Source organism: Cedecea sp. (assembly GCF_036500665.1).
Lineage (GTDB): Bacteria > Pseudomonadota > Gammaproteobacteria > Enterobacterales > Enterobacteriaceae > Cedecea.
On the sequence record NZ_DASYBS010000016.1, the window covers coordinates 22337 to 35152 of the forward strand.

General features: G+C 53.6%; 10 protein-coding genes, 5 tRNA genes and 2 other RNA genes. All 17 read left to right on the plus strand.

The genetic code is table 11. The features are described 5' to 3' along the window. The first annotated feature begins 5 nt into the window (after positions 1-5). The 17 genes from wzzE (at position 6) to VGM55_RS02520 (ending at position 12404) form a co-directional block, all read left to right on the plus strand. Positions 6-1052, plus strand: coding sequence for an ECA polysaccharide chain length modulation protein (wzzE, locus tag VGM55_RS02440; protein WP_331634478.1), 1047 nt, complete (start codon positions 6-8; stop codon positions 1050-1052). 61 nt (positions 1053-1113) lie between these two features. Then, positions 1114-2244 (plus strand): non-hydrolyzing UDP-N-acetylglucosamine 2-epimerase, encoded by a 1131-nt coding sequence (gene wecB / locus VGM55_RS02445; protein WP_331634479.1) that lies wholly within the window; start codon positions 1114-1116, stop codon positions 2242-2244. Then, positions 2241-3503: a UDP-N-acetyl-D-mannosamine dehydrogenase gene (gene wecC, locus VGM55_RS02450; protein ID WP_154189496.1), complete on the plus strand. Its 1263-nt coding sequence runs from the start codon at positions 2241-2243 to the stop codon at positions 3501-3503. The genes wecB and wecC overlap by 4 nt, the downstream gene beginning before the upstream one ends. 6 nt (positions 3504-3509) lie before the next feature. Next, positions 3510-4187, plus strand: coding sequence for a dTDP-4-amino-4,6-dideoxy-D-galactose acyltransferase (rffC, locus tag VGM55_RS02455; RefSeq protein WP_154189497.1), 678 nt, complete (start codon positions 3510-3512; stop codon positions 4185-4187). Positions 4188-4191: 4 nt separating this feature from the next. Beyond that, positions 4192-5322 (plus strand): dTDP-4-amino-4,6-dideoxygalactose transaminase, encoded by a 1131-nt coding sequence (rffA, locus tag VGM55_RS02460; protein ID WP_331634480.1) that lies wholly within the window; start codon positions 4192-4194, stop codon positions 5320-5322. 1 nt (position 5323) lies between these two features. Next, a complete protein-coding gene (wzxE, locus tag VGM55_RS02465; RefSeq protein ID WP_154189499.1) occupies positions 5324-6574 on the plus strand; it encodes a lipid III flippase WzxE in 1251 nt (416 codons plus the stop codon). After that, a complete protein-coding gene (locus tag VGM55_RS02470) occupies positions 6571-7650 on the plus strand; it encodes a TDP-N-acetylfucosamine:lipid II N-acetylfucosaminyltransferase (protein ID WP_154189500.1) in 1080 nt (359 codons plus the stop codon). The genes wzxE and VGM55_RS02470 overlap by 4 nt, the downstream gene beginning before the upstream one ends. Continuing rightward, positions 7647-9008 carry an ECA oligosaccharide polymerase gene (gene wzyE, locus VGM55_RS02475; protein ID WP_154189501.1) on the plus strand — a complete coding sequence of 454 codons (1362 nt, stop codon included), beginning with the start codon at positions 7647-7649 and terminating at the stop codon, positions 9006-9008. The genes VGM55_RS02470 and wzyE overlap by 4 nt, the downstream gene beginning before the upstream one ends. Before the next feature lie 11 nt (positions 9009-9019). Continuing rightward, positions 9020-9760 carry a lipopolysaccharide N-acetylmannosaminouronosyltransferase gene (wecG, locus tag VGM55_RS02480; RefSeq protein ID WP_154189502.1) on the plus strand — a complete coding sequence of 247 codons (741 nt, stop codon included), beginning with the start codon at positions 9020-9022 and terminating at the stop codon, positions 9758-9760. A 255-nt stretch (positions 9761-10015) separates the two neighbouring features. Continuing rightward, positions 10016-11401 carry a bifunctional threonine/serine APC transporter ThrP gene (thrP, locus tag VGM55_RS02485; protein ID WP_154189503.1) on the plus strand — a complete coding sequence of 462 codons (1386 nt, stop codon included), beginning with the start codon at positions 10016-10018 and terminating at the stop codon, positions 11399-11401. A gap of 114 nt (positions 11402-11515) precedes the next feature. Beyond that, positions 11516-11592: transfer RNA gene (locus VGM55_RS02490), tRNA-Arg, on the plus strand. Between the two features lie 56 nt (positions 11593-11648). Beyond that, positions 11649-11724 (plus strand) — tRNA-His (locus VGM55_RS02495). Positions 11725-11739: 15 nt separating this feature from the next. Beyond that, positions 11740-11826 (plus strand) — tRNA-Leu (locus VGM55_RS02500). 33 nt (positions 11827-11859) lie between these two features. Continuing rightward, positions 11860-11936, plus strand: a tRNA-Pro gene (locus VGM55_RS02505). Between the two features lie 95 nt (positions 11937-12031). Further along, positions 12032-12108: transfer RNA gene (locus VGM55_RS02510), tRNA-Pro, on the plus strand. Positions 12109-12142: 34 nt separating this feature from the next. Beyond that, positions 12143-12256: non-coding RNA, RtT sRNA (locus tag VGM55_RS02515), on the plus strand. 34 nt (positions 12257-12290) lie between these two features. Beyond that, a non-coding RNA gene (locus VGM55_RS02520) (RtT sRNA) lies at positions 12291-12404 on the plus strand. The last annotated feature ends 412 nt before the right edge of the window (positions 12405-12816 follow it).

The window sequence follows — 12816 nt, forward strand, 5'->3', positions numbered from 1 at the left end:
AAGCGATGAAAGACAACGTGCCAGGCAGTTACCCGGCAGTAGAAAACGAGCTGGATATTCGTGGTTTGTTTCGCACGCTGTGGCAGGGCAAATTCTGGATTATCGGAATTGCCTTTGTGTTTGCCCTTATTGCGCTGATTTACACTTTTTTAGCGAAACAAGAGTGGAGTTCAACGGCGATAACCGACCGCCCAACGGTCAATATGTTGGGGGGCTACTATTCTCAACAGCAGTTCTTACGTAACCTCGATGTCAAAGCCAATATGGTGACGGCCGATCAGCCTTCGGTGATGGACGAAGCCTACAAAGAGTTCATTGTGCAGCTCTCCGCCTACGATACCCGCAGGGATTTCTGGCTTCAGACGGATTATTACAAGCAGCGTCAGGTCGGCAACAGTAAGGCCGATGCCGCGCTGTTGGATGAAATTGTAGACAATATTCTGTACACCCCAAGCGATAGCGCGCGCAATATCAGTGACAGCGTTAAGCTTGTTGCTGAAACCGCCGCCGATGCTAACAACCTCCTGCGTCAGTATGTGGCTTTTGCCAGCCAGCGTGCGGCCAGCCACCTTAATGAAGAGCTGACGGGGGCGTGGGCTGCGCGAACCATTCAGATGAAGGCGCAGGTCAAACGGCAGGAAGCGGTGGCGCAGTCCATCTACGACCGCAAAATAAAAAGCGTCGAGCAGGCGCTGAAAATTGCTCAACAGCAAAATATTACCCGCAGCGAAACTAACGTCCCTGCTGAAGAACTTCCTGATTCAGAAATGTTTATGCTGGGCCGCCCTATGCTACAGGCGCGGCTGGAAAGTCTTCAGGCCGTCGGCCCTGACTTTGACATCGATTACGATCAGAACCGGGCGATGCTTAATACGCTAAACGTCGGGCCGACCGTTGATGCTCGCTTCCAAACTTACCGCTATTTACGCACGCCAGAAGAGCCGGTTAAGCGCGACAGTCCTCGTCGTGCATTCTTGCTGATTATGTGGGGTGCGGTCGGGGCGCTTATCGGTGCTGGCGTGGCGCTAGCCCGTCGTCCGAGGGCAGCGTAAGCCCTTTGCTGGTGGAGGGGCGATGGAATGCCTCCGCCTTACTCAACATAAGAGAATCACCGTGAAAGTGTTAACAGTTTTTGGCACGCGCCCGGAGGCTATAAAAATGGCCCCGTTGGTGGATGCGTTGGCAAAAGACGCGTTTTTTGACGCAAAAGTATGTGTAACGGCTCAGCATCGCGAGATGCTGGATCAGGTATTACACCTCTTTTCCATTACGCCAGACTACGACTTAAATATTATGAAACCGGGGCAGGGCTTGACGGAAATTACCTGCCGCATTCTTGAAGGGCTGAAGCCTATTCTGGAATCCTTTAAGCCAGATGTCGTGTTGGTTCATGGCGACACGACTACAACCGTCGCGGCGAGCCTTGCGGCATTCTACCAGAGGATTCCTGTCGGCCACGTTGAGGCGGGATTACGCACCGGCGATCTCTTTTCCCCGTGGCCGGAGGAAGCAAACCGTACCTTAACTGGACACCTTGCTTCCTGGCATTTTGCACCAACCGAAAACGCTCGTCAGAACCTGCTAAAAGAAAACATCAGCGAGCAAAAGATTTTTGTTACCGGCAATAGCGTTATCGACGCGTTGATCTCCGTTCGCGATCGTGTGCTGACTCAGGATGCCGTGCGTCGGGAGATTGAGGCCAAACATACCTTCCTTGATGCCAGCAAAAAAATGATCCTGGTTACCGGGCATCGCCGTGAAAGCTTTGGCGATGGTTTTGAGCGCATCTGCCACGCGTTGGCAAAAATCGCCGAACAAAACAGCGATGTACAGATTGTGTATCCGGTTCACCTGAATCCTAATGTCAGTGAGCCGGTGAAACGCATCCTGGGGCACGTCGACAACGTGATTCTGATTGAGCCGCAGGAGTACCTGCCGTTCGTTTATCTCATGAATCACGCATGGCTTATCCTGACGGACTCTGGCGGAATTCAGGAGGAGGCCCCCTCTCTTGGCAAGCCTGTGCTGGTGATGCGTGAAGCCACAGAACGTCCTGAGGCGGTCGCCGCTGGCACCGTGCGCCTGGTAGGGACGGATGAAGAGAAAATTGTGGCAGAAGTCACCCGACTGCTCTGTGATGAGCAGGAATATAATGCGATGAGCCGCGCCCATAACCCTTATGGTGATGGCAACGCTTGTAGCCGAATTTTGAATGCTTTAAAACAAAATCAGGTGAAATCATGAGTTTTTCCACCATCTCCGTCATTGGCCTTGGCTATATCGGCTTACCTACCGCCGCCGCGTTTGCTTCCCGTCAACGGAAAGTCATCGGCGTGGATATTAATCAGCGGGCGGTGGATACTATCAATCGTGGTGAAATCCACATTGTTGAGCCTGATTTGGATAAGGTGGTGAAGTCCGCCGTTGAGGATGGATACCTGAGCGCCACCGTACAGCCCGTTGAGGCTGATGCTTATCTGATTGCCGTACCAACGCCTTTTAAAGGCGATCATGAACCGGACATGGTTTATGTGAAAGCCGCCGCAGAGTCCATTGCCCTGGTGCTCAAAAAAGGCGCTCTGGTGGTGCTGGAGTCGACCTCTCCCGTTGGCGCGACCGAGCAAATGGCTGAATGGCTGGCTGCCCTGCGCCCGGATTTGAGCTTCCCTCACCAGGTGGGAGAACAGGCGGATATCAATATCGCCTATTGCCCGGAGCGAGTTTTGCCGGGCCAGGTCATGGTTGAGCTGATCAAAAACGATCGCGTTGTGGGCGGCATGACGCCTGTATGTTCCGCACGCGCCAGCGAGCTATATGGTATTTTCCTCGAAGGGGAATGCGTTATCACCAACGCCCGCACCGCCGAAATGTGCAAGCTGACGGAAAACAGCTTCCGCGACGTTAATATCGCGTTCGCCAATGAATTATCGCTGATCTGTGCCGATCAGGGGATCAACGTCTGGGAACTGATTCGTCTGGCCAATCGCCACCCTCGCGTGAATGTTCTGCAGCCGGGGCCGGGCGTTGGGGGGCACTGTATTGCGGTAGATCCATGGTTTATCGTCTCGCAGAATCCTGAGCAAGCCCGCCTTATCCGCACCGCGCGTGAAGTTAACGACGGCAAGCCGTTGTGGGTGATTAGCCAGGTGAAAGCCGCAATTGCCGACTGCCTTTCTGAGACGGGCCGCCGCGCCAGTGAGTTAACGATTGCCTGTTTTGGCCTCGCCTTTAAGCCTAACATCGACGATTTACGCGAAAGCCCGGCGATGGAAATTGCTGAGCTGCTGGCCGAATGGCACAGCGGTAAAACGCTTGTCGTTGAGCCTAATATCCACACGCTGCCGACGAAGCTTGCCGGGCACTGCGAATTAACTTCGGTGGATGCCGCGCTTAAGCGGGCCGACGTGCTGGTCATGCTGGTCGATCATAAAGAGTTTAAAGCTATCCCTGCCGAAAATGTGCGCCAGCCGTGGATTATCGACACCAAAGGCGTTTGGCGGTAACCCGCGATGAGCCTGATTCATGCAACCCTGGCCCCGCTGGAGTGGGAAAATCGCTTCTTTGACGTGAACAGCAGCGCGGTCCGTTTTTCTGAAGACGCTCCTGCGCTGCAGGAAGAGCAGCTAAATCGCTGGTCCCGGGTTCAGGCAAAAATTCCTACCCATCGTACCGACTGGCTGGATGGCCTTCAGCGGCTTGGTTTCCAGCTTGTTGAAGGCGAAGTCGATCTGGCGCTTTTTCCTGGCACGCAAAATGCAGATATTCCTGTCGACATCGCGCAGCCCGAAGATATTCCCGCGCTTCGCCTGGCCGCCTCGCAGGTGTTCACGCAGAGCCGCTTTCGCGCACCGTGGTACAAGAACGGTGACAGTGGCCGTTTCTACGCCCAGTGGATTGAAAATGCCGTGCTTGGCACGTTTGACCATCAGTGCCTGCTGCTTAAAAGCCGTGACGAGAATCTGGGTTTTGTGACCTTGCGGCAACTGAATGACGTCGAGGCCCGAATTGGCCTGCTCGCCGGACGAGGCGTAGGCGAGGAACTGATGGCTGCGGCACAAGACTGGTGTATACAGCGTGGCCTGCAAACCCTGCGTGTCGCGACTCAGGTGAGCAATACCGCCGCGCTGCGTCGCTATATTAAAAGCGGTGCCACGATAGAAAGCACCGCCTTCTGGTTATACAGGTGAAAAAATGATCCCATTTAATGCTCCGCCGGTCGTAGGTACAGAACTCGAATACATGCAGGCTGCCATGGGCAGCGGCAAACTGTGCGGAGACGGTGGTTTCACCCGTCGCTGCCAGCAGTGGATGGAACAGCGTTTTGGCAGCAAGAAAGTTCTGCTCACGCCGTCCTGTACCGCGTCGCTGGAAATGGCCGCTATCCTGCTGGATATCAAGCCTGGCGATGAAGTGATTATGCCGAGCTACACCTTTGTTTCGACGGCTAATGCTTTCGTGCTTCGGGGGGCGGTCATTGTGTTTGTGGACGTGCGTCCTGACACCATGAACATCGACGAAACCAAAATTGAAGCGGCTATCACCGAAAAAACACGCGCTATCGTGCCAGTGCATTACGCGGGCGTAGCCTGTGAAATGGACGTTATTATGGCTATCGCGAAAAAACATAACCTTTTCGTGGTGGAAGATGCCGCGCAGGGTGTGATGTCCACTTATAAAGGCCGTGCGTTAGGTTCTATTGGGCACATCGGTTGTTTTAGTTTTCATGAAACCAAAAACTACACCGCGGGCGGTGAGGGTGGCGCGACGCTGATTAACGATCCTGCGCTGATTGAGCGCGCGGAAATCGTTCGTGAAAAAGGCACCAACCGCAGCCAATTCTTCCGGGGGCAGGTGGATAAGTATACCTGGCGTGATATCGGTTCAAGCTACCTGATGGCAGATTTGCAGGCCGCTTATCTTTGGGCTCAGCTTGAGGCTGCAGAGAAGATTAACCAACAGCGCCTGAAGCTGTGGCAAGCCTATCATGATGCCCTTGCACCGTTGGCAAAAGCCGAGCGCATAGAGTTGCCGGATATCCCTGAAAACTGCTTGCAGAACGCCCATATGTTTTACATCAAACTGCGCGATATTGAAGACCGCAGCGCGCTGATTTCATACCTGAAAGAGGCGGAGATCATGGCAGTGTTCCATTATATTCCGTTGCATGCCTGCCCTGCGGGGGAGCGGTTTGGTCGCTTCCACGGGGAAGACCGCTTTACGACCCGCGAAAGCGAGCGCCTGCTGCGTTTGCCGCTTTTTTATAACCTGTCGCCGGTGAACCAACGCACCGTCATCAATACGCTGCAAAGCTACTTCGCCTGATATGTCGTTAGCTAAAGCTTCAGTGTGGACCGCAGGGTCCACGCTGGTAAAAATTGGTGCCGGTTTACTGGTAGTCAAAATGCTGGCCGTTGCTTTTGGCCCTTCTGGCGTGGGGCTGGCCGGTAACTTCCGCCAAATGATTACCGTGCTGGGCGTGCTTGCCGGGGCGGGTATATTTAACGGCGTCACCAAATACGTTGCTGAGCATCATGACAACCCGGAACAGCTGAAGCGGGTGCTCGGCACATCCTCGGCGATGGTGCTGGGCTTTTCTTCGCTGCTGGCGGTGATTTTTGTCCTGGCCGCGCGGCCAATCAGCGTCGGGCTATTCGGCCATGCTGATTACCAGAATTTGGTGCGCCTGGTGGCATTGGTCCAGATGGGGATTGCATGGGCAAACCTGTCGCTGGCCGTCATGAAGGGTTTTCGTGACGCCGCAGGTAACGCTCTTGCATTGATTACCGGCAGCGTCATCGGCGTGCTGGCTTATTATGCCTGCTATCATTTTGGCGGTTACCAGGGGGCGCTGTTAGGCCTGGCATTGGTGCCTGCATTGCTCGTTATCCCTGCCGTCATCATGCTCGTCAGGCGTGAACACGTTCCGCTGAGCTATATGAAGCCGAGCTGGGATAAGCTGCTGGCCAGCCATCTTGGTAAGTTTACTATTATGGCGCTGATCACCTCAGTCACGCTCCCCGTGGCCTACGTGATGATGCGAAACCTTCTGGCGGCGCACTACAGCTGGGACGAAGTCGGTATCTGGCAAGGGGTGAGCAGTATTTCAGATGCTTATCTGCAGTTTATTACGGCTTCTTTTAGCGTGTACCTCCTCCCTACGCTTGCCCGCCTGAAAGAGAAAAGCGACATTACGCGTGAAATCGTGCGTTCACTAAAGTTTGTTCTCCCGGCCGTGGCGGCGGCAAGCCTGACCGTGTGGCTGCTGCGTGATTTTGCAATTTGGCTGCTGTTTTCACCAAAGTTTATTGCCATGCGGGATCTTTTTGCCTGGCAGCTGGTCGGTGATGTGTTGAAAGTGGGGGCCTACGTGTTTGGTTATTTGGTCATCGCAAAGGCGTCGCTACGCTTTTATATTTTGACTGAAATCAGCCAGTTTGCTCTATTAACCGGCTTCTCGCGTTGGTTGATACCAGCCCACGGCGCGCTGGGTGCAGCTCAGGCCTATATGGCCACCTATATTGTTTATTTTGCGCTCTGCTGTGGTGTTTTCCTTATTTATCGTAGACGAGCATGACAACACTGATTCACGTATTGGGATCTGATATCCCGCATCATAATCAGACGGTATTGCGTTTCTTTAACGACGTTCTGGCCGCCACGACTCCCCATGCCCGAGAATTTATCGTGGTGTCCGGGGATCAATCCCTGTTGTCCGCTTTTCCGGCGCTGTCGATCACGCTTTGTCCTTCAAAGCAGGCTATTGCCGCTGAAGTTCTGGCTAAAGCGCGAGCGAACCGGCAGCAGCATTTCTTTTTCCACGGGCAGTTTAATGGCAGCCTTTGGATTGCGCTGTTAACCGGTGGTCTGAAGCCAGAGCAGACGAACTGGCATATCTGGGGGGCCGATCTGTATGAAGTTTCGCGCAGCATTAAGTTTCGTTTGTTCTATCAACTGCGCCGGTTTGCCCAGGGGCGCGTAGGGCGCGTTTTCGCCACGCGCGGGGATTTAAGCTATTTTCATCAGCGTCATCCACGAGTGACCGGCGAGCTGCTGTATTTTCCAACCCGCATGGATCCGAGCCTCAACACGATGGCTGGCGATCGACAACATAGCGAGAAGCTAACGCTGCTGGTGGGGAATTCCGGCGATCGCAGTAACCGGCATGTTGATGCCCTCAAAGCCATTCACCAGCAATTTGGCGACACGGTGCGCGTTGTTGTGCCAATGGGCTACCCGGCGAATAACGAAGCTTATATTGCTGAGGTGCAACAGGCCGGCCGCGCTTTGTTTAGCCCGGAAAACCTCCGGCTACTGACGGAAAAAATTGAATTCAATGAATACCTGGCGCTGCTGCGCCGGTGCGATCTCGGCTATTTTATTTTTGAACGCCAGCAGGGTATCGGCACGCTGTGCCTGCTGATTCAGGCTGGGATCCCCTGCGTGCTGAACCGCAAAAATCCGTTCTGGCAGGATATGGTCGAGCAGCATGTTCCGGTGCTATTTACCGGGGATGTGCTTGATGAAGCGACCGTGCGGGAAGCTCAGCGCCAGCTACGCTTACTGGATAAACAAAACATCGCTTTCTTTAACCCTAACTATATCGATGGGTGGCATCACGCGCTGAGCATCGCGGCAGGAGAGCAAAAATGAGTCTGGCACAATTTGGCGGGTTATTTGTCGTCTGGTTCCTGTCGGTCGGGTTTATCGGGCTGCTGACGTATCAGGAATTTCGCCGCGTGCGGTTTAACTTCAACGTCTTCTTTTCGCTGCTTTATCTGCTGACCTTTTTCTTCGGCTTTCCGTTTACCTGTACCCTGGTGTTCCGTTTTGGCGTATCGGTGGTGCCAGCAGACGTGCTGTTGCAGGCTCAGCTTGCGGCAGCCTGCTTCTACGGCATTTATTATGTGACCTATAAAACCCGGGTCAGGGCGAAGGTTGAGCATAAAGCGCGGCGGCCGTTGTTTACCATGAACCGGGTGGAGACGCACCTGACCTGGCTGATGCTGGTGCTGGTGGCGTTGGTCAGCGTCGGCATTTTCTTCGCCCATAATGGCTTCCTGCTGTTTAAGCTGCATTCGTACAGCCAAATTTTCTCCAGCGAAGTGTCAGGCGTAGCGCTCAAGCGCTTCTTCTATTTCTTTATTCCAGCGATGCTGGTGGTGTACTTCCTGCGTCAGGACAGCCGGGCCTGGATCTTCTTCCTGGTTAGCACCGTTGCCTTCGGCCTGCTGACGTACATGATTGTTGGCGGGACGCGCGCTAATATCATCATCGCCTTTGCCATCTTCTTGTTCATCGGCATCATTCGCGGCTGGATCTCGTTGTGGATGTTGGCAGCCGCAGGCGTGTTGGGGATTGTGGGCATGTTCTGGCTGGCGCTTAAGCGTTACGGCCTGAACGTCAGCGGAGACGAAGCCTTTTATACTTTCCTGTACCTGACTCGCGATACGTTCTCTCCGTGGGAAAACCTTGGTCTGCTGCTGCAAAACTACGACAAGATCGAGTTCCAGGGACTGGCACCGATTATCCGCGATTTCTACGTATTCATCCCAAGCTGGGTATGGCCGGACCGCCCGGGCACCGTACTCAACACCGCGAACTACTTCACCTGGCAGGTACTGAATAATCACTCAGGGTTGGCGATTTCCCCGACATTAATTGGTTCGCTGGTGGTGATGGGAGGCGCGTGGTTTATTCCTCTGGGCGCGGTTGTCGTCGGGCTGATTATCAAATGGTTTGACTGGCTCTATGAGTTGGCGAACGGGGAAAGCAACCGCTATAAAGCCGCGATAATCTACGCGTTCTGTTTTGGCGCGATTTTCAATATGATCGTTCTGGCCCGTGAGGGGCTGGACTCCTTTGTCTCACGGGTGGTGTTCTTCCTCGTCATTTTTGGCGCCTGCCTGGTCGTGGCAAAACTCCTTTACTGGCTTTTTGAAAGCGCAGGGCTTATTCATCAGCGCCTGCGCCGCGTGCCTGCTCCTGCTGCCGACACGCAAAATGCATGACAAGGATATTCATGAACAACTCTACTGAAGCCCCTTCCTATAACATCCGTGGCCTGAACCTGCTGGGGTGGCGAGATATGCAGCATGCGCTGGATTATCTCTATGCGGGGGGCAACTTGCGTCAGGGCACGTTAGTGGCAATCAATGCCGAAAAAGTCCTTACTGCCGAAGATGATGAGCAAATCCGGGGCCTTATTGCCGCCGCAGAATACAAATATGCTGACGGGATAAGCGTTGTTCGCTCTATCCGTAAAAAATACCCAGAAGCCGTGGTGAACCGCGTAGCCGGTGCCGATCTGTGGGAAGCGTTGATGCAGCGCGCAGGTCAGGAGGGGACGCCGGTATTTTTAGTGGGGGGAAAGCCCGAGGTTCTGGCGCAGACTGAGGCTAAATTACGCCAGCTCTGGCAGGTCAATATTGTCGGCAGTCAGGATGGATATTTTACGGACGAGCAGCGGCAGGCATTGTTCGAGCGCATTCGTGATAGCGGGGCTGCTATTGTCACGGTGGCGATGGGATCTCCGCGCCAGGAGCTTCTGATGCAGGCGTGCCGGCAAGTGCATCCTCAGGCGCTGTATATGGGCGTTGGTGGCACCTACGACGTCTTTACCGGGCGCGTAAAGCGAGCGCCAAAAGTCTGGCAAAACCTCGGTCTCGAATGGCTATATCGCCTGCTTTCACAGCCGACTCGTATTAAACGTCAGCTTCGGTTGCTGCGCTACCAGCGCTGGCATCTCACCGGCAAGCTTTAATCCCGCTAACGCGCTCATCGGGCGCGTTTTTCTTTTCCTGCGCGATTTTCCACCAGACTTAGCCCAATTTGTTACGCAGTTATTTGTAATTTTGCAAAAAATGCGGAACCATTGCGCCCACTCGATGCAGTGCCGTAGTGATGTTGCGCCAGCAAATCTATTGCCGACGCTGCATGGCCTGTTATTGAGCTATGGTTTTGACCATCACAATAACCGGTAAAAACCGGAGTAAAGCAAACACAATACAGAGGATTTATGGCAGAGAAAAAAGCAGAGCTGCAGCGCGGGCTGGAAGCTCGACACATCGAACTTATCGCCCTGGGAGGGACCATTGGTGTCGGCCTGTTTATGGGCGCCGCCAGTACCCTGAAATGGGCCGGGCCGTCGGTATTGCTGGCGTATATTGTTGCAGGCCTGTTCGTGTTCTTCATTATGCGTTCAATGGGGGAGATGTTATTCCTTGAGCCGGTAGCCGGTTCTTTTGCCGTCTACGCGCACCGCTATATGAGTCCTTTTTTCGGTTACCTTACGGCCTGGTCGTACTGGTTTATGTGGATGGCGGTCGGTATCTCAGAAATAACGGCGATTGGGGTTTATGTTCAATACTGGTTCCCCGATCTGCCGCAGTGGCTGCCCGCCATTCTTGCCGTCGGGCTTGTGGCGTTAGCGAACCTTGCCGCGGTGCGCCTGTACGGCGAAATAGAATTCTGGTTTGCGATGATTAAAGTCACCACCATCATCGTGATGATCGTCGTGGGCCTGGGCGTTATCTTTTTCGGTTTTGGCAACCATGGGCAGGCAATCGGCTTTAGCAACCTGACCGAGCACGGGGGCTTCTTTGCCGGAGGCTGGAAAGGTTTCCTGACCGCGTTGTGTATTGTTGTGGCGTCTTATCAAGGCGTGGAGCTTATCGGTATTACCGCCGGTGAAGCGAAAAACCCGCAGGTCACCTTGCGTAGCGCCGTGGGTAAAGTGCTGTGGCGTATTCTGATTTTCTATGTGGGGGCGATTTTCGTTATCGTGACTATCTTCCCATGGAACCAGATTGGCACCACCGGCAGCCCATTTGTGCTGACCTTTGCGAAGATTGGTATTACGGCGGCGGCAGGGATTATTAACTTCGTTGTTCTGACGGCGGCACTGTCGGGCTGTAACAGCGGGATGTATAGCTGCGGGCGCATGCTGTATGCCCTTGCCAAAAACCGTCAGCTCCCGGCTAAAATGGCCACCGTTTCCCGCAGTGGCGTGCCGGTTGTGGGCGTGGCTATTTCTATCGGTATTTTGCTGCTTGGCTCCTGCCTGAACTACATCATTCCTAATCCGCAGCGCGTTTTTGTTTATGTCTACAGCGCCAGCGTACTCCCCGGGATGGTGCCGTGGTTTGTCATCCTGATTAGCCAGATTCGTTTTCGTAAGGCACACCGCGAGGCTATTGCCAGCCATCCGTTCCGCTCCATTTTATTCCCGTGGGCGAACTACCTGACCATGGCGTTCCTGGTGTGTGTGCTGGTGGGAATGGGGCTGAATGAAGATACGCGAATGTCGCTGACGGTTGGGGTGATTTTCCTGGCTGCCGTGACGCTGGTTTATAAGGTATTTGGCCTGAATAAGTATGCCGTTAGTGAAAAACTGAACGGATAAGCATCAGGATGCACAAAGCATAACCAAACGCGCAGTTTTGCGAGTATTTTATTGAAATAAGCACTAGACAGCTGAGCACGAAGCCCGTATTATCCGACCCCGCAACGGCGCTACGCGCCCGTAGCTCAGCTGGATAGAGCGCTGCCCTCCGGAGGCAGAGGTCTCAGGTTCGAATCCTGTCGGGCGCGCCATTTAAGAGGGCGCTTGAGCTGCGGTGGTATATGTACCGCGTGAAAGTTTTACAGTGGTGGCTATAGCTCAGTTGGTAGAGCCCTGGATTGTGATTCCAGTTGTCGTGGGTTCGAGTCCCATTAGCCACCCCATTAATTTAGATGTATGCGAAGGTGGCGGAATTGGTAGACGCGCTAGCTTCAGGTGTTAGTGTTCTTACGGACGTGAGGGTTCAAGTCCCTCTCTTCGCACCACACCTAAATTAATCAGCAGTAAAAGCAGTATTTCGGCGAGTAGCGCAGCTTGGTAGCGCAACTGGTTTGGGACCAGTGGGTCGGAGGTTCGAATCCTCTCTCGCCGACCAATTTTAAAAAGCCCTTCTGAAGAAGGGTTTTTGCTTTCAACACCGAACCGTAAAAGGTCACAGGCACGTTGAGAGCCGCAGTAAGAGCAGTATTTCGGCGAGTAGCGCAGCTTGGTAGCGCAACTGGTTTGGGACCAGTGGGTCGGAGGTTCGAATCCTCTCTCGCCGACCACCTTAGAAAAGGCCAGCTTTCGAGCTGGCCTTTTTGCATCTGAAGCTCAAAGAGGATGAGAACCTCCGAAGGAGGTTTGAGCCGAGCGTAGCGAGACAACGTTGCTTTAGCAACGGCCCGCAGGGGAATCATCCTCTCTCGCCGACCACTTTAGAAAAGGCCAGCTTTCGAGCTGGCCTTTTTGCATCTGAAGCTCAAAGAGGATGAGAACCTCCGAAGGAGGTTTGAGCCGAGCGAAGCGAGACAACGTTGCTTTAGCAACGGCCCGCAGGGGAATCATCCTCTCTCGCCGACCACACAAAGAAAACGCCGCTTCTTTCACGCTTCATGCTGCCTTGTCGCTTAGACGCGACAATAGGGACATTTCATGTCTCCAAATGGAGACATTTAGTTCTTTGTTTTTAAAGTTATTTATAAATAAGGTGATAACGCGTCTCCTTAAGGAGACAAAAGCTTTTCATGATGAATGGAATGCCGGGGTATCCGAAAGGAATACTTTGCTCATGTTAATGCTATGAAACTACTAATATTAGCGGTTGGCTTAGTTTCTAAATGCAAACATGGCATGCATTGTGCAATAATAAATCTGTAGATGCTCATTCCACTTCTTATGTTTGCTTAGGCTTCATAAACCCAGGAATGACGCAGAGCCGATTACGGTGCTTATCGTCCACCCACAGATGTCGCCCCAGCGGGGTCTCATCCAAC

Coding starts and splice junctions, on each gene's coding strand:
- wzzE (WP_331634478.1), top strand. CDS start 6: ATGAAAGACAACGTGCCAGGCAGTTACCCGGCAGTAGAAAACGAGCTG.
- wecC (WP_154189496.1), top strand. CDS start 2,241: ATGAGTTTTTCCACCATCTCCGTCATTGGCCTTGGCTATATCGGCTTA.
- thrP (WP_154189503.1), top strand. CDS start 10,016: ATGGCAGAGAAAAAAGCAGAGCTGCAGCGCGGGCTGGAAGCTCGACAC.
- wzyE (WP_154189501.1), top strand. CDS start 7,647: ATGAGTCTGGCACAATTTGGCGGGTTATTTGTCGTCTGGTTCCTGTCG.
- wzxE (WP_154189499.1), top strand. CDS start 5,324: ATGTCGTTAGCTAAAGCTTCAGTGTGGACCGCAGGGTCCACGCTGGTA.
- wecG (WP_154189502.1), top strand. CDS start 9,020: ATGAACAACTCTACTGAAGCCCCTTCCTATAACATCCGTGGCCTGAAC.
- rffA (WP_331634480.1), top strand. CDS start 4,192: ATGATCCCATTTAATGCTCCGCCGGTCGTAGGTACAGAACTCGAATAC.
- rffC (WP_154189497.1), top strand. CDS start 3,510: ATGAGCCTGATTCATGCAACCCTGGCCCCGCTGGAGTGGGAAAATCGC.
- VGM55_RS02470 (WP_154189500.1), top strand. CDS start 6,571: ATGACAACACTGATTCACGTATTGGGATCTGATATCCCGCATCATAAT.